The following is a 20,924-nucleotide window of genomic DNA, read 5'->3' on the forward strand; positions in this document are numbered from 1 at the left end:
CGCGTCACGCTCGGCCCGCTCGCGGCCCCCGCGAGAACCGTGCGAGGCCATCGGGCGGGATCGCCTCTCCCGTGAGGATCTTCTGGTGCAGTTCGCGGAGCGCGCGTCCGGGTTCGAGTCCCATGGTGTCGACCAGCATCGTGCGGTACTTCAGATAGGCCGACAGCGAATCCGCCTGGCGGCCGTCGCGGTGCAGGGCGATCATGAGCAGCGACCATGACCGTTCGCGGAGCGGTTCGCGGCTCAGCGCCATCCGCAGGTAGTCGATCGCCTCGTCGTTGCGGTCGAGCCGCATCAGCCCCGCGGTGAGGTCCTGAAGCACCGAGACGAACTTTTCGTGCATCCGCGTGGCGGCGTCCAGGAGCGGCCCGCGGCCCGACGGCAGGTCTTGGAGCGCGTCTCCGCGCCAGAGCCTGATCGCCCGTTCGAGATACTCGACCTGGAGTTCGTCGTCACCCTCCCGCGCGGCCCGCGTCCCCAGGTGCACGTATTTGTCGAACAGCAGCTTGTCCACCGAGTCGGGATCGACCAGGAGCTGGTAGCCGCGGGGGACGGTCTCGATACGGCCGCCGGCGGTGGCGACAAGGGGCCGGATCGCGGAAACATAGGTCTTGATATTCGCCTTCGCGGAGTAGGGCGGGTTGTCCGGCCACATGCCGTCGACCAGCTGTTCCATCGAGATCGCATTGTTCGCCTGCAGGAGCAGCAAGGCCAGCAGTTGGCGGTGTTTCGTGCGGTTGAGCCGGATCCATGTTCCATCATGACCGCGCAGTTCAAGGCTGCCGAGTAGGAGGAATCTCATGCCCGCCCGTTCCAATCAACATCCATGCGAACAGCAAATGCATGTTCGGCACCCATGAGGAACCTGACCGCAAGAGTCACCAGACACAAGAGAAGAATATTCCGAAACGAATTCAGACATGGCCCCCTGCTCACCATTTTCTCAACTCAGTGATCTGTACGAATATTCACCCGCGCCCCTCCGCCGTCCAGCAGTCAACCGCAAAATTACAGTGTGACGAAGGCCGCCGTGTCCGCAAGGATCGCCCGGCCGCCGCGATGCGGACCGGCGTCAAGCCGCGGCCGGCGGTCATCCCGCCGCCCCACCCCGTGAGCCCCGTTCATCCCCGTGACCCTGCTCACCGGGCCGAATCAGGATCTCGGCGGTGGTGACAGCGGTCGAGCACTCACAACCGGGCTTCCGGTGGCCAAGTCCATGACGGACACTGCGGTGACCGGCAAGCGCGATTGGGAATTGACGAAACCTCCATGATCGATAATGGCCTGTAATCATCGTAGTCAAATCAACCTGACGATGGCAACGGGTAAGTCCCGGGTTACCACCGGAATGCGGCGCCTTCCCTCCGCGCCGGAGCCCTCCGACGGCGCCGCCCCCGGCTCCCCCGCGCACTTCAACACCCCCGCCGCCACGTTCCTGGCCGCCATTCCTGCTGGCGTTGCAGGTCGTCACATCTATGGCAGCGCGTCTACGGCACCGCGCCCCGGGACCAGCCGGGCTGGAGCGATCTCCTAACGGTCCTGTCCGGTTCCGGACAGCGCAGAGACGTCGACCACGCCGAAAAGGCTCGGTCCATGACCGGGCAGGCCGCGTTCGACGAAACCCAGACCGATGCCGGCCGGCGCCCCGAGCGGCTGACCAGCGCTGAGCGGGAGGAGCCCAAGCGGCTGCGCAGGCCGGTGGCCTCATCGGGACTTTCGTCCCCTTCGGGGCGGTCGTCCGGCTCTTGGGACGGACGGCGGGCGCCGCCGAGCATGGAGGGTGAGCGCGATCCCTGGGAGGCGCCGTGCCCGACATACGTGTTTTTCTGGAGCGGTTCCGCCCGGCGGGGGCGCCGGGGGCGGCCGCCGCCGCCGTGCCCGCCGACCGGCGCACCGCACTGGCCGCCGAACTCGAACCGGTGTTCGCCCTGCTCGACGATGCCGAGGAGGAGTGCCGGCGCCTGCTGGACGAGGCGGAGACGCGGGCGCAGAGCATCCGCCGGGCCGCCGGGGACGAGGCAACGGCCCTGGTCGAGCGGGCGCACGCCGACGCCGCCGTGGAGCGGGCGGCGGCCGCGGCCGCCGTGCGCAAGGCGGCGGAGGAGGACCGGGAGGCCCTGGTCGCCGCAGCCGAGGAGGAGGCACGGCGCATCGACGCCGTCGCCGGGGAGCGGCTGCCTGGCCTGGTCGCGCGGGCCCTGCGGTCCGTGGACCCGGGCGAGCGGACCGGGGAGCGGGCGTGAGCGCCAAATGGGTCGCCGGGCGGGTCCGGGCCCAGGCGCTGGCGCGGCGCCGGCTCGGCCCCGGCCGCGCCCGGATGCTCGCCGGGTCCGCCTCGCTGCCGGACGCGCTCGCCTCCCTCGCGGCGACCCCGTACGGGCATGCGGTCACGCGCGACCAAGGGCTCGCCGAGGCGCAGCACGCCGTGGCCGCCACGCTGCTGTGGCATCTGCGCGTGCTCGCGGGCTGGCTGCCGCGTGACGGCGTGACCGTCCTGCGGGCGGCGGCCGGGTGGTTCGAGCTCGCGAACGTGGACGGCCTGCTCCAGCGGATGGAGGGCCTCCCGCAGGAGGAGCCCTATGCGCTGGGAGCACTGGAGGCGTCCTGGGCACGGCTGAGCGACGCACCGGACGCGGCGGGCCTCCGCGACCGCCTGGCCGCGACGCCATGGGGTGATCCGGGGGCGGCCGACCCCTACGCGATCCGGCTGTTCCTGCGGCTGTCCTGGGCGTCGCACGTGTCCGCGCGCGGCGGCGGCGCTGGTGGCGGGTGAGCGGTTCGGCGCCGGGCGCGACCTTCCCGCGGCGGCGTCCGCGCGGGCGGAGCGGCTGCTCGGCGCCGCGCCCATGGACGCCTCCACGCTCCCGGTCATGGCCGCCCGGCTGGGCCGGGACGCGGGCTGGGCCCTCGACGGCGCCGACGACCCCGCGGAACTGTGGCGGGCGGAGGCGCGCTGCTGGAGCCGCGTGGAGCGGGACGGCGAGGCCCTGCTGCGCGGCTCGGAGTTCGGCGCCGGACCGGCCCTCGGCGCCGTCGCCGTGCTGGCGGCGGACGCCAGGCGGGTCCGGGCCGCGCTGGAGACCGCGGCACGCGGCGGCGGACCGGCGGGAGCCTACGATGCGGTGGCCTGAGACGCTGCGGCCGGTGCGGATGGCGCGGGTCGCCATCGTCGCGCCGCTGGACGGGCTGCGGGACGCGCTGGCCCGCGTCGCGGACGCCGGAGTGGTCGAGTTCGACCTGCCCCCGACGGACGGGGGCGGGCAGGGGAAGGCGGCGCGGCTGCTGCAGCGCGCGGGCGGGGAACGTCCCGAACCGGCGCTCCTGCCGTCCGCCCCCGATCTGGACGAACTGGCCGCCGCCGGGCGGACGGACCTGCTCGCGGGCGAGGCGGAACTGGAGGACCGCGCGGCGGCGGCGTTCCGGCGGGGCGAGGTCGCCGCGCTGGCCGGCTGGACGCCGCAGACCGCGCGTTCCGGCCTGGCCGCGCGGCTCGCGGACGCGGGCGCCGCCGTGGTGCCGCTGCCGCATCCGCGCGGCGCCGAAACGCCGACCGTGCTGCCGGGGGGAACGCCCGAGCAGAGCCTGCGCGGCTCGCTCACCCCGCTCGTCGAGACGTACGGGACCGTCCCGTACGCCGACATCGACCCGACGCCGCTCGCCTGGGCCGCCTACGTGCTGATGTTCGGGATGATGTTCGGCGACGCGGGTCAGGGGCTGATGCTGCTCGCGGGCGGCATCGCGCTGTGGGCCGGGTACCCGCGGCGCCGGCCCCGGCTCCGGCGCGCCTGGCCGTTCGTCGTGGGCGCCGGGGTCACGAGCACGGCCTTCGGGCTGCTGTACGGGGAGTTCTTCGGGCCGACGGGCGTCGTCCCGGTGCTGTGGCTGGCGCCGCTCGACAGCCCGGTCGAGCTGCTGGTCGCCGCGGTGGGCGTGGGGTCGGTACTGCTGGCCGCGGCGTTCGCGCTCGGCATCGTCAACCGGTGGCGTGAGGGCGGCTGGGCGGTGGCGCTGTACGAGCCGTCCGGGATCGCGGGCGCCTCGGCCTTCCTCGGCCTCGGCGGGCTCGCCGCCGGCGCCTACCTGGACGCGCCGCCGCTCGCGGTCGCGGGCGGGGCCGCCGGGGTGCTCGGCCTGGCGCTGGCGTTCACCGGGTTCCTCGCCGGGTCCGGGGGCGGCGGCGCCGGGGTGGTCGAGGCGGTCGTCGAACTGTTCGACCTGGTCGTCCGGCTCGGCGCGAACGTCGTGTCGTTCGCGCGGCTCGCGGCGTTCGGCCTGACGCACGCCGCGCTCGCCGGGATCGTCTGGGCCGGGACGGCCGCGCTGTGGGGCCGGGGCGGTGTCCTCGCCGTCCTCGCCGCCATCGCCCTCTTCGTCGCCGGGACGGCCGTGACGTTCGCGCTGGAGGCGCTCGTGGCGGGCGTCCAGGCGCTCCGGCTGGAGTACTACGAGCTGTTCTCCCGGCTCTTCACGACCCAGGGCAGGCCGTTCCGGCCCTGGCACATCCCGCTGACCGCACAGGAGGTGGACGGACCATGTCCGCAGAAGTGATCACGGCGGCGCCCGCGGCGGCCGCGAACTGGGCTCCCTTCATCGGCGCGGGGGTCGCCGTCGGCGGGGCCGCGATCGGGGCGGGGATCGCGGTCGCCTACGCCGGCGCGGCGGCGCTCGCGGCGATGAGCGAGCGGCCCGAACTGTTCGGCCGCGCGATGGTCATCGTCGGCCTCGCCGAGGGCATCGCCATCTACGGGCTGATCATCGGCATCATCCTCATCGGGAAGGCGTGACCGCCGTGGCCGCCGAGGGTGCCCGCATCGCCGTGCTCGGGGAACGCGCCCGGGTCGAGGGGTACGCCCTCGGCGGCGCGCTGGCCGTCCCGGCGGACGGTCCCGAAGAAGTCGAGGCGCGCTGGGACGGCCTCGGCGCCGAGGTCGCGGTCGTCGTGCTGACCCGCGCGGCGGCCGAGGCCCTGGGCGACCGGACGCGGCGGCGTCCCGGCGTGCTGACGGTGGTGATGCCGCCGTGACCGCCGCCGCGGAGGCCGCGGCGGCGGTCGCGCCCGTGCGGGACGCGCTGCTCGCGCGGGCCCGGGGCCGCGCCGGGCGCCTCGTCGAGGACGCCGAACGGGACGCCGCGGCCGTCGTCGAGGCGGCCCGCGCCGAGGCGGACCGGATCGTGGACGACGCCCGGGCGGCGGGCCGCGCCGACGGGGAGGCGGCGGCCGCCGCCGAGCGTTCCCGCGTACGCGGCCATGCCCGGGAGGTGGTCCTCGCCGCCCGCAGACGCGCCTACGACGAGCTGCGCCGCCGGGTCGCGGCGGGGACACGGGACCTGTGCACGGGGTCGCGCGGCCCGGGCACCGTCCGGAGGCTGACGGCGACGGCCGAACGGCTCCTCGGCCCCGGCGCCGCGGTGCAGGAGGTCCCGGGCGGCGGCGTCGTCGCCCGCAAGGACGGCGCGGAGCTGGACCTGTCCGCCGGCGTCCTCGCCGACCGCGCGGTGGCGGCACTCGGAGCGGAGGTGACACGGCTGTGGGACCTGAGGTGACCCGGGTCAACGGGCCGCTCGTGGAGCTGACGGGGCTGCGCGGCGCCGCCATGGACGACGTGGTGGAACTGGGCGCCGACCGGCTGCCCGGCGAGATCGTCGCCCTCGACGGCGCGGACGCCACCGTCCAGGCGTACGAGTACACGGGCGGGCTCGCGCCGGGCGCCCCGGGCGGCACGGTGGGCCGGCCGCTGTCCGCGCCGCTCGGCCCGCACCTGCTCGGCGGCGTCTTCGACGGGCTCCTGCGCCGGCTCTCGACCGCGGACGTGTGGCTGGACCCGGCCCGGCGGCGGGCGGCCGGCCCGGGCGGCGGGACGGCGGACGAGCGGCCCGCCGAGTACTGGCCGGTGCGGCGGCCCCGGCCCTACGCGGAGCGGCTGGACGCGGACGTGCCGCTGCACACCGGGCAGCGGGTCATCGACCTGCTGTTCCCCGTGCCGCGCGGCGGGACCGTCGCCGTCCCGGGCGGCTTCGGGACGGGCAAGACCATGCTGCTGCAGCAGATCGCCAAGTGGTGCGACGCCGACGTGATCGTCTACGTCGGCTGCGGGGAGCGCGGCAACGAGATGGCCGACGTCCTCGCCGAGCTGGCGGAGCTGGACGACCCGCGGACCGGGGGGCGCCTCGCCGACCGCACGGTCGTCATCGCCAACACCTCGAACATGCCGATGATGGCGCGGGAGGCGGGTGTCTACAGCGGCGTCACCGTCGCCGAGTACTTCCGCGACCGGGGAAAGGACGCCGTCGTCATCGCCGACTCCACGTCCCGGTGGGCCGAGGCGCTGCGCGAGTTCGCCTCCCGGGGCGGGGAACTGCCGGGCGAGGAGGGGTATCCGGCGGCGCTGCCGTCCGCGCTGGCCGCGTTCTACGAGCGGGCCGGACGGGTCCGGACGCTGGACGGCGCCGAGGGGTCGGTGACCATCATCGGCGCGGTGTCCCCGCCCGGAGGGGACATGACCGAGCCGGTCACCGCCTACACCGAGCGGTTCGTCCGGGCCCGGTGGAGCCTGGACAAGGACCTGGCCTACGCACGCCACTATCCGGCGGTCTCGTGGTCGAACTCGTTCGCCCGCGACACGGCGGTGCTCGCCCGCCGCCACGCCGCCGCGGGAGACCCCGGGTGGGAGGGGCGGCGCACCCGCACGGCGGGCCTGCTGGCCGAGGCGGAGCGGCTGGCCGTGCTCGCCGAACTCGTCGGGACGAGCACCCTGCCGGGGCACGAACGCATGGTCCTGCTGGCCGGGGACCTCCTGCGGCAGGGGGTGCTCCAGCAGAGCGCGCTCAGCCCGGTCGACGCGTCGTGCACGGCGGAACGCGGCGCGGCCCTGGTCGAGGCGGTGCTCGCGGTGGTGGACCGCTGCCAGGAACTCGTCGGCAGGGGCGTCCCCGCCACGGCGATCGAGGAGCGGGACTTCTCCCCCATCGTGCGCGCCCGCGAGGAGGCGCCCTCCGTCGCGGACGTCGCCGCCCGCCGCGAGGCGATGCTCCGGCGACTTGGAGACCTGACATGACAGAGCGCACCACCCGAACCGGGCAGGCCGGGCGCACCGAGCCCGCCGGACGGGACGTGCGGGCCGCTCCCGACCGGTGGACCAGGCCCGCGTACACACGCGTGGCGCGGATACGGGGCCCGCTCATGACGGTGCCCGGCGCCGAGGAGGTCGGCTGGGACGAATTCGCCGACATCCGGCTCAGCACCGGGGAGGCGCGGCACGGGCTCGTCCTGGACACCGCCCGGGACCGGGTGCTCGTCCAGGTGCTGGAGGGCACCGGCGGGATGCGCGCCGAGGGCACCCGGGTCACCTTCAGGGGCGCGCCGCTGCGGATCCCGGTCGGGACGGGCTGGCTGGGACGGGTCTGCGACGGCCTCGGGGAACCCCTGGACGGCGGCCCGCCCGTCCTCGGCGCGGACGAGGCGCCCGTCGCGGGAGTCCCGCTCAACCCGGTGCACCGGGAACCGCCCGCCGACCCCGTCCTGACCGGCGTCTCGGCCATCGACGCGCTCACCACGCTCGCCCGCGGCCAGAAGCTGCCGATCTTCTCCCGGGCCGGGCTCCCGCACCTGGAACTGGCCGCGCAGATCGCCGCGCAGGCGTCCGCGGGCGGCGAGCCGTTCAGCGTCGTGTTCGCCGCGATGGGCCTCACCCACGCCGACGCCGCCGCCGTCCGCGGCACCCTGGAGGAACGGTCGGCGGCGGGCGACCTCGTGCTGCTGCTGAACCTTGCGGACGCCCCGGTCATCGAGCGGATCCTGACACCCCGGATCGCGCTCACCGTGGCCGAGCACCTGGCGTTCGAGGAGGGGCGGCACGTCCTGGTCGTCATGGGCGACATGACCGCCTACTGCGAGGCCCTGCGGGAGGTGTCGGCGGCGCGCGGGGAGATCCCGGCACGGCGCGCCTACCCGGGCTACCTCTACAGCGACCTGGCGTCGCTGTACGAGCGGTGCGGGCGCGTCCGGGGCCGTCCCGGCTCGGTCACCCTCGTCCCGGTGCTGACGATGCCCGGCGGCGACATCACCCATCCCGTCCCCGACCTGACCGGGTACATCACCGAGGGGCAGATCGTCCTCTCCGAGGGCCTGCACGCGCGGGGCGTGTACCCGCCGGTGGAGGCGCTCGACTCGCTGTCGCGCCTGATGCGCAAGGCCGCCGGTCCCGGCCGGACCCGCGCGGACCATCCGGGCGTCGCCGCGCAGGTCCTCGCGGCCCTCGCCCGCGCCCGCCGCGCCCGCGAGCTGGGGGAGCTCGTCGGGACCGCGGCGCTCAGCGAGACCGACCGGCGCTACCTGGACTTCGAGCGCGCCTACCTGCGGACGCTCGTCGCCCAGGGAACGGCGGAGCCCCGCTCGCTGGACGACACGCTGGACCGGGCCTGGCGGGCGCTCGCCGTCCTGCCGAGGCGCGAGCTGACGATGCTGCCCGGCGCGGCGCTCGACGCCCACTATCCGCGGGAGGAACGGTGAACGGCCAGGTCCAGGGGCGTGCCGGACGGCTGTGGCTGCGGCAGCGGATCGACGTCGCCGAGGGCGCCGTGGAACTGCTGCGGCGCAAGCTCGCCATCCTGCGGGACGAGCAGGAGCGGATGCGGCTGCTCGTGGCCCGCACCGAGGAGCGCTGGAACCGGCTGTGCGCGGCGGCCGACCGGCTGCTGCTCCAGGCCACGCTGCTGGGCGGGCGCAGGGTGATCCCGCTGGCGTCCGGCGGGCGCCGCGCGACGCTGCGGACCGAGCAGACCGTGACCATGGGGGTCGTCTACACCGCCCGGATCGTTCTCGACGCGCCCGCCGGTCCGCCCCGCACGACGGGCGGCACCGCGCTCGTCCCCGCCGAGCGGGCCTGCCGGGCGGCCCTGGAGGCCGCCTGCGCGCACGCCGCCGCGACCGCCGCCGCGGCCACCATCGACGCCGAGGTGTCGGCCACGCGGCAGCGCGTCCGCGCGATCGAGCGCCGCCGGCTGCCCCGGCTGCGCGCCGCGCTCGCCGGGATCGAGTTCGCGCTGGAGGAGCGGGAACGCGAGGACGCGGCCCGCCTCCGCCGCCGCACCGCCCGGGAGCGACCATGACCCCGTTCACGGACCACTGCCTGCTGCTGGTCGTCGAGGACTCGCCGGCGGCGCTCACGGCCGCCCGCTACACGACGGAACTGGCCCGGCTGACCGGCGCCCCGATCAGGGCGGTCAGCGTCGTGTCCGACGGCGTCCTCGCCGACGCCATGGCCGAGGCGTCCGGCCGCCCGGACGTCCGCGGGCGCCGCGACCTCGCCGTCCGCTCGATGCTCCGGCACGTCGAGCGCCTCGCCGGGCCGGCGGAGGTGCCGCTGGAGACCGTCCTGCTGTCCGGGGACACCGCCGAGCAGGTGCTGGACGAGGCGCGCCGCGTCCGGCCGGAGATGATCGTCCTCGGCCGGGACGAGATCCCGCAGCCCGGCGGGCCCGTCCTGGTCCCGTGGGCGGCGCGGATCCTGGAGTTCGCCGAACAGCCCGTCCTCGTCGTCCCGGCCGGGTGGAGGGCAGGCGGCGAGCGGCCCTGAGACGCCGCGAGGACCGGCGCGGCTCGGGTCGCCCGGATCCCGGACGCATGCCGCAGCGTGATCGTCCGCGTACTACGTGTTCGCACGGATGTCGCTGCGATGCCTCTTCGCTGGGAGTCGGCGTTCTCCCGGATGGCCCGGGGTCGCCTCGCGTGATGTGGTTTTCGAGGCGGGTGCGCTCCCAGGTCGATCGCAGGTCGGCCGCCCTCCTGGTATCGGAACCCGGAAGAGAGCCGGGTCCGTTCGATACGGAGGTATCACAGTGGCCGACCCGATGATGCAACTCGATCCCCAGGGCAAGGCACCGATTCTCAGCTACAACGTCGCCGAGCCCACCTCGTACACCGGCCGGAACGGGATCGCGCTGGAACTGCCCGGGGCCTCGCAGGACTGGTTCGTCGAGGCCGCGCTCGACGAGGTGGAGCAGGGACGCGTCCCCATCGAGGAACTCGCGAACGTCACACCCGCGCAGGTGGCCGAGGCGCTGCGCACCGGGGACGAGCGGATCTTCCCCGGCATCAAGAACCCGGCGGCGACCCACAGCGGGCTCTTCCACGCCCAGAACGCGGTGCAGCGCAGCGGCGGGCTGCTGGACACCGAGACCACCAGCGTGCTCGGGCAGGGGCTGCGCGACCGGGCCGTGCGGCCGGACCTGCACGACTTCGTCACGCAGGAGGCCCCGCAGGCCCCGGCTCCCACCCCCACCCCGGTGCCGCACGTCGAGGCCGCCGCGGCGGCCCCGGCCGAGCGGACCAACCTGCCGCTGGCGGTGCGCGGCTCGGTGCTCGCGGAGGCGGCGCTGGCCGACCGGCCGCTCACCCCGAAGTTCACCGACCTCGACATCGAGCACGTCGCCGAGCGGCTGCGCAAGGGCCGGCGGCTCAACGTCTACCGGAGCATGTGGGGCGAGTACAACTACGGCTTCCTGCCCGAGCCGAAGGTCAGGCACCCGCAGATCGTGCTGATCGAGACGTACCGGATGTCGTCCTTCCTGGGCCAGTACGGTGCCGGCCGTACGCTCAAGACCTTCAGCCTGCTGCCCGGCGAGAAGACCACGATCAGCGTCAAGACCTTCCGCAAGAGCGAGCAGGCGGCCAAGTCCGCCTCCAGCGTGCTGGACTCCTTCACCAAGGAGAGCGCCGACGACTTCGAGACCTCGGTCCAGCAGGAGCAGTCCGACAAGCAGGCCGAGCAGGAGAGCTTCGAGTACCACGCCGAGGCCGAGGCGTCGGCCAGCTGGGGCTGGGGCAGCGCCAAGGTCAGCGGCGGTGTCAAGGGCGGTACGGCCTCCCAGCGCGAGCAGTTCGCCAAGAACGTCAGCAACGCGCTCAACAAGCACTCGGCCAAGGCCTCCAGCAAGCGGGACGTCCAGGTCGAGACCTCCAACGAGGTCCGGCAGGAGGAGGGCGAGGAGACCTCGATCACCCGCCAGCTGGAGAACATCAACGTCGGGCGGACGCTCAACTTCGTGTTCCGGCAGATGAACCAGGAGCACATCACGCTGCTGCACCTGGTCGACGTGCGGGTGGCGTACTGGACCGGCCAGGCCGAGTCGGTCGAGGAGGTGCCGCTGTCCAAGCTGGCCGTGCTGCTGGAGAAGTACGTCAAGCCGGCCAAGCACAAGGAGCTGACCGACATGATCATCGAGCAGCTCTCCACCGTCCTGGACCACCGGGACGAGGTGGTGAACCCGCCGTTCATCGAGAAGAAGTCGCTGAGCGCCACCGACTTCTACTGGCGCGTGCGCAAGGACATGACCTCCACCTACCAGGACGAGACCGGCAACAAGTTCACCGTGCCGGGCGTGATCGTGGCGGCCAACAAGATCGTGATGCGGACCGAGGGCGTCATCGTGGACGCGCTGCTCGGCCAGGGCAACGCGCTCGACGACTACTCCAAGGGCCTGCAGGAGGCGGCCGTCAAGCAGCGCGAACTCGCCAACGCGGCCGCGCAGGCCCGGCTGGACCAGGAGGCGCTGGCCCGCGAGATCGTCAAGAACAAGGACAACGACAAGGCGAAGATCTTCCGTCAGGTGTTCGCCGACTCGGTGGCACTGCCGGGCAAGATCTCGGTCTCGGCCGCCGACAACGGCGCGGTCACCGTGTCCTCGACCGCCGACGGCGCCGAGGCGCCGGCGTGAGCGAGCCCGCACTGCGGCCCGGCGAGGCCGTGACGCCGCTGACCCCGCTGCCGGCCCGGGCGCTGGCCGGCGACGGCGCGGGAGCGCTGCCGGCCGGCCCGGTCACCGCCGGCTCGGGCGCCATCGGCATCCCGCTCGCGGGGCGGCCGAAGCCCGCCGGGGCCGCCTCCGACGACGAGCTGAGCCCGTACACACCGGCCGAGGTGGCGGCCTGGTACCGCCGCCTGGCCGGCCTGATCAAGAAGAAGCAGAGCGACTCGCTCTCCGCCCTGATGCTGCTGCACTGGCTGGACGGCAAGGGGGCCAAGCTGACGTTCCCGCACGCCCGGGTGGAGAAGCTGAGCTTCGTCGTCGAGCACCTGCGCAGCGAGGTCCGGCCGATCCTGCTGACCGAGCGCAAGGCCAAGCTCAAGGGCGGCGACAAGTGGGTCGGGGTGCTGCCCCGGATCAAGAAGATGCCGGGCTTCCCGGCCTGGGACGGCACCTCCCCCATCCCGATGGAGTTCACCGGGCAGTCGGTCAGCGTTCCGCTGAGCGTGCAGGCCAAGGCCGCCCTGGGCCTGGCCGATCCCGACGAACTGGACGTGCTGATGTCCCTGCACACGTTCGGCCTGAAGTCGAACGTCGTCGTGACGGCCACCCCCGTCCCGAAGTCCGCCGACTACACGGTCAAGTTCACGTCCTGGAAGACCCACGCCTTCGACCGCTACGACTGGGACCCGACCAAGCACCTCACCGTGCCCAACCCGGACTTCGGCAACCCGGACAAGGTGGCGGACCCGATCGCGCCGGCGCAGGAGAAGATCCGGGTCTACCACAGCAACGCCAAGCGCGTGGAGGCCGCCGGCCTCGCCGCACCCTACGACGCGGAGTCCACCGAGTGGACGCCGGCGGACCCGGACACGGTCAAGGACGCGGTCGTCGACGCGGCACGTTCCCTCACCTGACCACCATCACGCGGAAGGGGAAAGAGCAGGTCACGGTTGGGATGGAGGCAGTTCGCACACCGATCGCGGGGGTAGGCGGCGCCGAGGAAGGGGTATCGGGCCGGCCGGTACCACGCCCTTCGGGGGAAGGACGTTGTGCGATGTCTCAAGCGAGTCCGACCAGCACGATTCGATCATCCGATCCGGTTCTCCCGCCGCGACGGCGCCCCGGACCGCGGATGGCGGCGCCCGCGGCGGCCCTGGTGGCCATGGCCGCCGCGGTCACCGCATGCGGCGGGGGAGGCGGAGGAACGGCCGGCCAGTCGACGACGCCGAAAACGTCGGCCCCCACCGGCGGCACCGCGTCCAGCGAAACGATCAAGACGGCGACCGTGGGGAAACTGGGGCAGGTCCTGGTCGACGGCGAGGGCCGGACGGTCTACCTGTTCGAGAAGGACACGGGAGGCAAGTCCTCCTGCTCCGGAGCGTGCGCGGGGGTGTGGCCGCCGGTCACCACCGGCGCCAAGCCGAAGGCGGGCTCGGGGGCGAACGCGTCGCTGCTGGGCACCACCAGCAGGAGCGACGGCACGACGGAGGTCACCTACGCCGGGCATCCGCTGTACTACTACGCGCCCGACGGCACCACCAGCGGCAGCGCCAAGGGCGAGGGTCTCAACCAGTTCGGCGCCGCGTGGTACGTGGTGTCCTCGTCCGGCAACAAGGTCCAAATGGGCGGCTACTGACATGCGCCGCCCTCGGCCGTCCCGGCTCCCGGGGGTGCTGTCCGGGATCCTGGTGGTGGTGTTGCCGGTCACCGGTTGCACGACCGCGACGAACTCGCTGCATCCCGGCCGCACGCAGATCCGCTCGGCCCAGTCACCGCTCGGAGAGATCCTGGTGAACGGCAGAGGACGCACCCTGTACCTGTTCGTCGCCGACCCGCCGAACCTGTCGGCCTGTTCCGGTGCGTGCGCGAGCATCTGGCCCCCGGCGACCACCCAGGGCCCGCCGAGCGCGGCCGGTGCGGCGCAGGCGGCCCAGATCTCCACGATCGCCCGCTCCAGCGGGCCTCGGCAACTGGTCTACGCGGGCCACCCGCTGTACTACTACCAAGGCGATACCGGGAGCGGCGAAACCCGCGGCCAGGGACTCACCCAGTTCGGCGCCGAATGGTACGCCGTCTCGCCGCAGGGACAGCAGGTCCAGACGAAGGCGGGCTCGGACGGCGGCTCCCGATCTCGGACACGCCGTGATCGCCGTGCGTGACACGTTGCGCCACGTGGGCGTGCTCCTGCTGTTCGGCATCGGCGCGGTCCATCTGTACGTGTACTTCGCCGACCACTACAGCGTCATCCCCATCATCGGTCCGCTGTTCCTGGTGAACTTCGCCGGCGCGGTGCTGCTGGGACTCCTGCTGGCGATCCCGCTGGAGTCCCTTCCCCTGGTCGGGTCCATAACGGTCGCCGGCCGGACGCCGCACGCGTTCGTGGCACTCGGAGCGATCCTGTTCGCGCTCGGCACGATCATCGGCCTGCTGATCAGCGAGGCCGGCACGCTGTTCGGCTTCCACGAATACGGCTACCGCACGGTCATCGTGCTCACGCTCGGCCTGGAGTTCGCCGTCATCGTCGTGCTCGGGGGCTTTCTGGCGCTCGAAACACGCCGGATGCGAACGCGGCCGGCCCGCTGAGCGGGACCGCGGCCGAGGACGCGCCGCCCCTGCCGTGAGGAACGGGATTCGCGCGCAAGATCACTGGTCCGGCCGGTGCTCCGGGGGCCCCGCGGACATGAGGGTTTCGAGCAGGGTGGCGGGCGCCGTCCGGCGGCCGGCCGCGAGCGCGGCGGCGAAGGCCGCCTCGCCGAGCCGGGAGCGGAGCGCGAGTCCCAGCCGGCTGTCACCCGGACCGCCGCGGCCGTCGGGCGTCGCGGCGCCCAGCAACTCGGCGGACCGGGCCGCGGATCCGGCGGCGTGCTCGGTCTCGGCGAGCAGCCGCAGGCCGGTGACGATGAGGTGGTGGTCCTTGATGGCGATCGCGATGCTCGCGCCCTCAAGGAAATGGCGTCGCGCGTGCCGGTGGCGGCCGTGCGAGGAGGCCGCGCGGCCGAGCCCCAGAAGGCAGTGGGCCGCGCAGCGGAGATCTCCGATGCGGCGGAACTCCGGGAGGAGGTCGGTGAGAAGCGCCGTTGCCGCCTCCTGGTCGTTCCGGTGCCGGGCCAGGCCGGCGCGGTGGAGTTGGGCGTGGAGGCGTTCGTGGTCGTTTCCGGTGCGCAGGGCGAGGTCGAGCGCCTCGTCCAGGCATGCCTCGGCCTCTGCCAGGCGGACCTCGTCGCGGATCAGCCGGCCCGCGAGATGGTTGAGGCAGTTGGCGCGTTTCACGTGGTCGCCCAGCCGTCCGAACAGGGCCGCCGCGGCGCGCTGCCGGTCCACCGCGGTCGCGGTGCCGGCCGTCATGATGCCGCGCAGGGACAGCGCCAGTGCGTGATGCCAGTCATCGCCCAGCCGCGCGAAGACCGCGGCGGCGCCGTCGAGGGCCCGGGCCGCTTCGGCGTGATCGCGCCGGTGGGTGGCCGCGCAGCCCGTCGCCAAGGCGGCCAACGCGTGTTCCTCCTCGGTCGCCGCGCGCTCCGCCGCCCGGCCGGCCAGCTCCAGCGCTTTGTCGGTGTCCTGGTAGCAGAGCAGAAAGCAGGAGGTGACCGCGGCGCGGACGCCCGCCGGGCCCTCCGGGAGCGGGCGGTCCAGCAGCGTGTCCAGCCAGGTGAACAGTTCGCCGCGTGCCCCGAGCGTCTCCCATCCGGTGCCGACTCCGGCGATGAAGGCCCAGGCCGCGGTGGTGTCGTCGGAGTCGAGGGCGCGTCCTACGGCGGCCCTCAGATCGGTCCAGCGGTCGGTGAACCAGCGCAGGGCCGCCGCCTGGTTCCCTCCCCGCAGCGCGGGGACGATCGACACGGCGTGCGTCAGATGGTGGCGGGTGTGCCGGTCGAGGATCTGCTCGTGCTCCCGCCGTTCGGCCAGCCTGTGGCGGGCGAACTGGCGGACGCTGTCGAGCAGGCGGTACCGCGTGGTCCCGCCGTGCCGGCGGATGGAGATCATCGAGCGGTCCAGCAGGCGCGGGAAGACCCGGGTGAGGCCGGCGCCGCCGAGCAGAGGGGCGGCCAGCACCTTCACCGCGGTGTCGTAGTCGAACTCGCCGGGGAACACCGAGCAGCGGTCGAGCAGGAGACGTTCGTCGTCGTCCAGGAGGTCGTAGCTCCACCGCAGGGCCTCCTCCAGGGTGCGGTGGCGGTTGGGACGCGGCCCGCCGGTCAGCAGCGCGAAGCGGTCGTCGAGGAGGCGTAGCAGTTCGGCGGGTGAGGCGAACCGGGTGCGGGCGGCGGCGAGTTCGATGGCCAGCGGCAGCCCGTCCAGGCGCCGGCAGATCATCGCGAGCACGGCCGCGTCCGCCGGCGTGGTGGTGCGGCCGGGTGCGACGGCGGCGGCGCGGTCGGTGAACAGCCGGACGGCGGCGCAGCCCAGGATCTCGGCGGAATCGGCGGTCTCGCCCGGAACCGGCAGCGGCGCAAGCCGGTAGACGGCCTCGCCGCTCACGCCCAGCGGACCATGGCTGGTCGCCAGCACCCGCACGCCGTCGGTCGCCGCCAGCAGATCGGCCAGCAGGGCCGCGACGGCGTCGGCGACATGTTCGCAGTTGTCGACCAGCAGCCAGTGCGGGCGTGCCCGGATCGCGGTGATGATCTGCCGGCCGAGGGTCCTGCCGTCGCCGCCCGCGCCGAGGGCGTCGGCGAACGCCCGGTCGACCTGCCCGCCCGGCGGGACCGAGGCCAGATCGACCAGGACCGCGGGAGGCAGCCCGGCGGCCTCGTGGGCCAGGCGCAGGGCGAGGCGTGTCTTCCCGATGCCCGCGGGCCCGGTCACGGTCACCATGCGGTCACCGGCGACCAGCCCGGCGAGGTCGCGGAGCTCACGCTCCCTGCCGACGAACGACGACAGCGGCCTGGGCAGGGTGTGCACCCGGCGCCGGAACCGTGCCGCGTCCTCGACCAGGTCCCGCCTGGCCGCGTGGCCGAGCTTGCGCAGCAGGGACGACACGTGGCTCTCCACGGTCCGCTCCGACAGCCCGAGCCGGTCGGCGATCTCCCGGTTCGTCAGCCGCTCGCTGACCAGCCAGAAGACCTCCGCCTCCCGCCTGGTGACTCCGGCGTCCCGCAACGGCCCCGGCATCGCGGCGTCTTCCATGACGCGATCGTCCCCCAGAAAGATTCCGTACTGAGCACGGATGCGCTCGCTTCGAGAAGGAAGTGTGATGGTCGGGAACCCGAGGAAAGGACCGACGATGGCAACCTCCGTCACCGATATGATCGCCCACGCTCGCACGCAGGTTCGGAACCTGTCGGCCGCGGAGGTGACCGCGGCCCTGGAGTCCGGCACCGTGACCATGATCGATCTGCGTGAACCCGGCGAGGTCACCCGCGACGGCGGCATTCCGGGTGCCGTGCTCGCTCCGCGGGGGATGCTCGAGTTCTGGGCCGATCCGGCCAGTCCCTACCATCGGCCCGAGTTCGATCCCGCCGTCACGACCGTCCTGTACTGCGCATCGGGCGGCCGTTCAGCGCTCGCCGCCCTTGCGCTGCAGGAACTCGGCTACACCGACGTCGCCCACCTCGATGGGGGCATCAAGGCATGGAAGGAGCGCGGCCTTCCCGTGACCTTCCAGGCGGAGGACGACCCTCGGTGACGGGACACGCACTCGGCGAGAAGTTCGCTCAGGCCCTTGCCGCCAAGGACCGCGCCACCCTGCGCGCCCTGCTCGCCGACCGGGTCGACTTCAAGGCCCTCACCCCCGGAACCCACTGGGACGCCGACAGCCCCGGCGAGGTCGTCGACCGGATCATTCTCGGACACTGGTTCGAACGGGACGACGAGATCGAACGTCTCCTGCACGTCGCCACCGCCCGCATGGGCGACCGCGAACACCTCGCCTACCGCTTGCAGGTCCGTACCGGATCCGCCCGTTATCTGGTCGAACAGCAGGCCTACTACAGCGTCGCCGACGAGCGGATCGTATGGATGCGCATCCTGTGCTCTGGTTTCCGGCCCATTCAGGCCGGGGACCCGGGCCAGCCTGATCTCTGACGACGGCCCCGGGCCGCGAGACCGCTTACGGTGCCGTCAACGGCTCGGGGGCCGGGGAGCGGCGGCTACCGCGGAGCCCTGCCAGGGGACGGTGATCACCATTATCCCCGGACGGAAAAGGAGCCTTGCCTCCAGGCGCAGTGCGCTCTGGTTGTGGAGCAGCTGTTCCCACCAGTGGCCCACCACGTATTCGGGGATGAACACCGCCACCAGGTCGCGGGGGCTTTTGCGGCGGATTCCCGCCACATAGGACAGGACCGGGCCCGTTATGTCGCGGTAGGGGGAGTCGAGCACGGTGAGTGTCACCGGGATCTCGCGCTCCGCCCATTCTCGTTCCAGGGCCTCGGTCTCCCCGGCGGAGGTGCGGACCGTCACCGCCGTCAGGGTGCTCGGGCGTGTGGCGCGGGCGTAGGCCAGGGCCCGGAGTGCGGGGGTCTGGAGTCTGGACACCAGGACGACGGCGTGGACCCTGCTGGGGAGGGCCATGGCGTCGCCGGTGGGCTGGAGTTCGGCGGTTATCCGGCCGTAGTGGCGGTGGATGCCCTTCATCATCAGGAAGATCAGCGGCATCGCGATCACCACGATCCACGCGCCGTGCCGGAACTTGGTGACCAGGACGATGATCAGCACCAGGCCGGTGGCGGCGGCGCCGACCGCGTTGATCGCCCGGGCCCGGTGGATGCGGCGCCTGTCCTCGGGCGGTGCCGTGCGCAGTTCGCGGTTCCAGTGCCGGATCATCCCCGTCTGGCTGAGCGTGAACGAGACGAAGACGCCGATGATGTAGAGCTGGATCAGCCTCGTCGTGCTGGCGCTGAACACCCAGATCAGGATTCCCGCGAGGAGCGCCAGGATGATGATGCCGTTGCTGAAGACCAGCCGGTCGCCGCGGCGGGCGAACTGCCGCGGCAGGTAGCCGTCCTGGCCGAGGATGGACGCGAGGATGGGGAAGCCGTTGTAGGCCGTGTTCGCCGCCAGCACGAGGATCGCCGCGGTGAACCCGGCCACCAGGTAGAACAGGAACGAGCCGCTGCCGGTGACCGCCGCCGCGACCTGGGTGATGACCGTCTTCTGCTGGTATCCGGGGGGTGTGCCGGTCAGCCGCGCGCCGACCCGCACGCGGGATTCGATGGCGAGCACGGTGATGCCGGCGAACATCGTGACGGTCAGCGCACCCATGATCGTCAGGGTGGCGGCGGCGTTGCGGGACTTCGGCGGTTTGAAGCTCGGGACGCCGTTGCTGACCGCCTCCACGCCGGTCAGGGCGGTGCAGCCCTGCGAGAAGGCCCGCAGTATCAGGGCGGCGCCCAGCAGGCCGGTCGTGCCGTGGGTCGCGGCGATGCCGAAGTGGGCCGATTCGGCCCGGGGCGTGCCGCCGGTGGCCAGGCTCAGCGCGCCCCAGATGATCACGATGAAGACCACGACCGCGAAACCGTAGGTGGGGATCGCGAAGATCGTCCCGGACTGCTTGATCCCGCGCAGGTTCAGCAGCGCCAGCAGCGCCACCCCGGCGAGGGAGATCTGCACGGCGTAGGGGCCGAGCGCCGGCATCGCCGAGAGGACGTTGGCGACGCCGGCCGCCACCGAGACCGCGACGGTGAGGACGTAGTCGACCAGCAGCGCGCTCGCGGCGGTGAGCGAGGCGTTCACCCCGAGGTTGGCGCGGCTCACCGTGTAGGCGCCGCCGCCGCTCGGGTAGGCGTGGCAGGTCTGCCGGTAGGACAGGATGACGACCACCAGCAGGACGATCACCGCCAGCGCCACCCAGGGGGCCAGGTGGATCAGCGCGAGCCCGCCCAGGCTCAGCCCGAGCAGGATCTCCTCGGTCGCGTACGCGTTGGACGAGAGCAGGTCGCTGCAGAACACCGGAAGCGCCAGCTTCTTCGGCAGCAGGGTCTCCCCCATCCGCTCGCTGCGCAGCGGACGTCCCAGGAGGAGGCGTTTCGGTGTCGCCAGGCGATGGGGCACAGTCCCATGGGACAGGCTCGTGCCGGCCGATCCCAGCTGCGTTGACCGGTTCTTGGGGACCCCGCGAACGATATTGGCCGGCTCTTAACGCGGGAGGTTCGGTCAGGCGGAGCGGACGGCCCTGATGGATTCCTTCAGCGAGCCGACGGTGGCCATGACCGCCGTCGGCTCGTAGCCGCAGTGGGCCATGCAGTTGGCGCAGCGCGGGTCGCGGCCACGGCCGTAGGAGTCCCAGTCGGTCTCGTCCAGGAGTTCCCCGTAGGTCCGCGCGTAGCCGTCCGACATCAGGTAGCAGGGACGCTGCCAGCCGAAGAGGGAGTAGGACGGGATCGCCCAGGCCGTGCACGGGAAGTCGGCCTTGCCCTCCAGGAAGTCCAGGAACAGCGGGGAGTGGTTGAGCCGCCAGCGTTTGCGGTTCCCGTCCGCGAACGCCTTGCGGAACAGCTCCCGGGTCTCCTGGACGCCGAGGAAGTGCTCCTGGTCGGGCGCCTTGTCGTAGGCGTACCCCGGCGAGATCATCATTTCGCCGACCTGCAGATCGTCGTTGAGGTAGTTCATGACGTCGATGACGGTCTGCGGGGTGTCGGTGTTGAAGAACGTCGTGTTGGTGGTGACGCGGAATCCGCGCCGCCGGCATTCCCTGATGGCGGCGACGGCGTCGTCGAAGACGCCTTCCTTGCAGACGGACGCGTCGTGGCGTTCCTTCAGGCCGTCGATGTGGACCGTCCACGCGAAGTACGGCGACGGCCTGAACTTGTCGATCTTCTTGGGGATGAGCAGCGCGTTCGTGCACAGGAAGACGAACTTCCTGCGCTTGACGAGTTCGTCCACGATCTCGTGGATCTGCGGGTGCATGAGCGGCTCACCGCCCGCGATGGACACCATCGGGGCGCCGCACTCCTCGACGGCGGCGACCGCCTGCTCGACCGGCATCCGCTTCTTCAGGATGTCGGCGGGATGCTGGATCTTCCCGCAGCCCGCGCAGGACAGGTTGCACGCGAACAGCGGTTCCAGCTCCACGATGAGCGGGAACTTCTCCCTGCCGCGCAGCTTGTTGCGGAGGATATGGGCGCCGATGCGGATGCTCTGGCGGAGCGGCATGCTCATGATGTTCGAACCTCCTTGGGCAGGGTGAATTCGGTCGTCTCCACCGTGACCGCGTGTTCCTTGTTGTCGACCGGGCCGAG

At 72.8% G+C, this 20,924-nt stretch carries 22 protein-coding genes; 18 read left to right on the top strand and 4 right to left on the bottom strand.

Features of this window, described 5'->3' with window-relative positions; translation table 11 throughout:
• Positions 1-4: 4 nt before the first annotated feature.
• A complete protein-coding gene (locus tag ACQP1N_RS27845; protein ID WP_131732846.1) occupies positions 5-802 on the bottom strand; it encodes an AfsR/SARP family transcriptional regulator in 798 nt (265 codons plus the stop codon).
• 1,003 nt (positions 803-1,805) lie between these two features.
• Here ACQP1N_RS27845 and ACQP1N_RS27850 point away from each other — a divergent pair.
• The 16 genes from ACQP1N_RS27850 (at position 1,806) to ACQP1N_RS27925 (ending at position 14,331) form a co-directional block, all read left to right on the top strand.
• Positions 1,806-2,243 (top strand): hypothetical protein, encoded by a 438-nt coding sequence (locus ACQP1N_RS27850; RefSeq protein WP_433227523.1) that lies wholly within the window; start codon positions 1,806-1,808, stop codon positions 2,241-2,243.
• On the top strand, positions 2,240-2,773 hold the full coding sequence (locus ACQP1N_RS27855) for a hypothetical protein (protein ID WP_433227524.1): 534 nt from the start codon (positions 2,240-2,242) through the stop codon (positions 2,771-2,773). Before ACQP1N_RS27850 ends, ACQP1N_RS27855 begins: the two co-directional genes overlap by 4 nt.
• Positions 2,763-3,131: a hypothetical protein gene (locus ACQP1N_RS27860; protein WP_433227525.1), complete on the top strand. Its 369-nt coding sequence runs from the start codon at positions 2,763-2,765 to the stop codon at positions 3,129-3,131. The genes ACQP1N_RS27855 and ACQP1N_RS27860 overlap by 11 nt, the downstream gene beginning before the upstream one ends.
• Complete coding sequence (locus ACQP1N_RS27865; RefSeq protein WP_433227526.1) at positions 3,118-4,548, top strand: hypothetical protein; 1,431 nt, start codon at positions 3,118-3,120, stop codon at positions 4,546-4,548. The genes ACQP1N_RS27860 and ACQP1N_RS27865 overlap by 14 nt, the downstream gene beginning before the upstream one ends.
• Positions 4,533-4,784: a hypothetical protein gene (locus ACQP1N_RS27870; protein ID WP_084263482.1), complete on the top strand. Its 252-nt coding sequence runs from the start codon at positions 4,533-4,535 to the stop codon at positions 4,782-4,784. Before ACQP1N_RS27865 ends, ACQP1N_RS27870 begins: the two co-directional genes overlap by 16 nt.
• A complete protein-coding gene (locus ACQP1N_RS27875) occupies positions 4,781-5,023 on the top strand; it encodes a hypothetical protein (protein WP_131732848.1) in 243 nt (80 codons plus the stop codon). The genes ACQP1N_RS27870 and ACQP1N_RS27875 overlap by 4 nt, the downstream gene beginning before the upstream one ends.
• Entirely contained in the window at positions 5,020-5,544 is a 525-nt protein-coding gene (locus ACQP1N_RS27880) for a hypothetical protein (protein ID WP_433227527.1), read from the top strand. Before ACQP1N_RS27875 ends, ACQP1N_RS27880 begins: the two co-directional genes overlap by 4 nt.
• Positions 5,529-7,055 carry a V-type ATP synthase subunit A gene (locus ACQP1N_RS27885; RefSeq protein WP_433227528.1) on the top strand — a complete coding sequence of 509 codons (1,527 nt, stop codon included), beginning with the start codon at positions 5,529-5,531 and terminating at the stop codon, positions 7,053-7,055. Before ACQP1N_RS27880 ends, ACQP1N_RS27885 begins: the two co-directional genes overlap by 16 nt.
• Complete coding sequence (locus ACQP1N_RS27890) at positions 7,052-8,509, top strand: V-type ATP synthase subunit B (RefSeq protein WP_433227529.1); 1,458 nt, start codon at positions 7,052-7,054, stop codon at positions 8,507-8,509. Before ACQP1N_RS27885 ends, ACQP1N_RS27890 begins: the two co-directional genes overlap by 4 nt.
• Positions 8,506-9,108: a V-type ATP synthase subunit D gene (locus tag ACQP1N_RS27895; protein ID WP_433227530.1), complete on the top strand. Its 603-nt coding sequence runs from the start codon at positions 8,506-8,508 to the stop codon at positions 9,106-9,108. The genes ACQP1N_RS27890 and ACQP1N_RS27895 overlap by 4 nt, the downstream gene beginning before the upstream one ends.
• Positions 9,105-9,575, top strand: a complete 471-nt coding sequence (locus ACQP1N_RS27900; protein WP_433227531.1) for a universal stress protein — start codon at positions 9,105-9,107, stop codon at positions 9,573-9,575. Before ACQP1N_RS27895 ends, ACQP1N_RS27900 begins: the two co-directional genes overlap by 4 nt.
• A 262-nt stretch (positions 9,576-9,837) precedes the next feature.
• Positions 9,838-11,715, top strand: a complete 1,878-nt coding sequence (locus tag ACQP1N_RS27905; RefSeq protein WP_433227532.1) for a hypothetical protein — start codon at positions 9,838-9,840, stop codon at positions 11,713-11,715.
• The gene (locus tag ACQP1N_RS27910) at positions 11,712-12,662 is read left to right on the top strand and encodes a hypothetical protein (RefSeq protein ID WP_433227533.1); all 951 of its coding nucleotides are present in this window, start codon (positions 11,712-11,714) and stop codon (positions 12,660-12,662) included. The genes ACQP1N_RS27905 and ACQP1N_RS27910 overlap by 4 nt, the downstream gene beginning before the upstream one ends.
• 218 nt (positions 12,663-12,880) lie before the next feature.
• Positions 12,881-13,384 carry a COG4315 family predicted lipoprotein gene (locus ACQP1N_RS27915; RefSeq protein ID WP_084263001.1) on the top strand — a complete coding sequence of 168 codons (504 nt, stop codon included), beginning with the start codon at positions 12,881-12,883 and terminating at the stop codon, positions 13,382-13,384.
• Between the two features lies 1 nt (position 13,385).
• On the top strand, positions 13,386-13,907 hold the full coding sequence (locus tag ACQP1N_RS27920) for a COG4315 family predicted lipoprotein (RefSeq protein WP_067799219.1): 522 nt from the start codon (positions 13,386-13,388) through the stop codon (positions 13,905-13,907).
• Positions 13,900-14,331 (top strand): hypothetical protein, encoded by a 432-nt coding sequence (locus tag ACQP1N_RS27925; RefSeq protein ID WP_131732626.1) that lies wholly within the window; start codon positions 13,900-13,902, stop codon positions 14,329-14,331. The genes ACQP1N_RS27920 and ACQP1N_RS27925 overlap by 8 nt, the downstream gene beginning before the upstream one ends.
• A gap of 60 nt (positions 14,332-14,391) precedes the next feature.
• Here ACQP1N_RS27925 and ACQP1N_RS27930 read toward each other — a convergent pair whose 3' ends face one another.
• The gene (locus tag ACQP1N_RS27930) at positions 14,392-16,875 is read right to left on the bottom strand and encodes an ATP-binding protein (RefSeq protein WP_433227534.1); all 2,484 of its coding nucleotides are present in this window, start codon (positions 16,873-16,875) and stop codon (positions 14,392-14,394) included.
• Positions 16,876-16,942: 67 nt separating this feature from the next.
• Between ACQP1N_RS27930 and ACQP1N_RS27935 the strand changes: the two genes are divergently transcribed.
• Entirely contained in the window at positions 16,943-17,374 is a 432-nt protein-coding gene (locus tag ACQP1N_RS27935) for a rhodanese-like domain-containing protein (protein ID WP_433227535.1), read from the top strand.
• Positions 17,371-17,772 carry a hypothetical protein gene (locus tag ACQP1N_RS27940; protein WP_067799207.1) on the top strand — a complete coding sequence of 134 codons (402 nt, stop codon included), beginning with the start codon at positions 17,371-17,373 and terminating at the stop codon, positions 17,770-17,772. The genes ACQP1N_RS27935 and ACQP1N_RS27940 overlap by 4 nt, the downstream gene beginning before the upstream one ends.
• A 36-nt stretch (positions 17,773-17,808) precedes the next feature.
• Here ACQP1N_RS27940 and ACQP1N_RS27945 read toward each other — a convergent pair whose 3' ends face one another.
• Entirely contained in the window at positions 17,809-19,737 is a 1,929-nt protein-coding gene (locus tag ACQP1N_RS27945; RefSeq protein WP_433227536.1) for an APC family permease, read from the bottom strand.
• A 102-nt stretch (positions 19,738-19,839) separates the two neighbouring features.
• Entirely contained in the window at positions 19,840-20,844 is a 1,005-nt protein-coding gene (gene hpnH / locus ACQP1N_RS27950) for an adenosyl-hopene transferase HpnH (RefSeq protein ID WP_067799201.1), read from the bottom strand.
• Positions 20,845-20,924: the final 80 nt, after the last annotated feature.

Origin of the sequence: Actinomadura formosensis (genome assembly GCF_050948385.1) — a bacterium.
In the GTDB taxonomy this organism is placed as follows: domain Bacteria; phylum Actinomycetota; class Actinomycetes; order Streptosporangiales; family Streptosporangiaceae; genus Spirillospora; species Spirillospora formosensis.

Coding starts and splice junctions, on each gene's coding strand:
- ACQP1N_RS27930 (WP_433227534.1), bottom strand. CDS start 16,875: ATGGAAGACGCCGCGATGCCGGGGCCGTTGCGGGACGCCGGAGTCACC.
- ACQP1N_RS27935 (WP_433227535.1), top strand. CDS start 16,943: ATGGTCGGGAACCCGAGGAAAGGACCGACGATGGCAACCTCCGTCACC.
- ACQP1N_RS27890 (WP_433227529.1), top strand. CDS start 7,052: ATGACAGAGCGCACCACCCGAACCGGGCAGGCCGGGCGCACCGAGCCC.
- ACQP1N_RS27845 (WP_131732846.1), bottom strand. CDS start 802: ATGAGATTCCTCCTACTCGGCAGCCTTGAACTGCGCGGTCATGATGGA.
- ACQP1N_RS27865 (WP_433227526.1), top strand. CDS start 3,118: ATGCGGTGGCCTGAGACGCTGCGGCCGGTGCGGATGGCGCGGGTCGCC.
- ACQP1N_RS27920 (WP_067799219.1), top strand. CDS start 13,386: ATGCGCCGCCCTCGGCCGTCCCGGCTCCCGGGGGTGCTGTCCGGGATC.
- ACQP1N_RS27915 (WP_084263001.1), top strand. CDS start 12,881: ATGGCGGCGCCCGCGGCGGCCCTGGTGGCCATGGCCGCCGCGGTCACC.
- hpnH (WP_067799201.1), bottom strand. CDS start 20,844: ATGAGCATGCCGCTCCGCCAGAGCATCCGCATCGGCGCCCATATCCTC.
- ACQP1N_RS27870 (WP_084263482.1), top strand. CDS start 4,533: ATGTCCGCAGAAGTGATCACGGCGGCGCCCGCGGCGGCCGCGAACTGG.
- ACQP1N_RS27900 (WP_433227531.1), top strand. CDS start 9,105: ATGACCCCGTTCACGGACCACTGCCTGCTGCTGGTCGTCGAGGACTCG.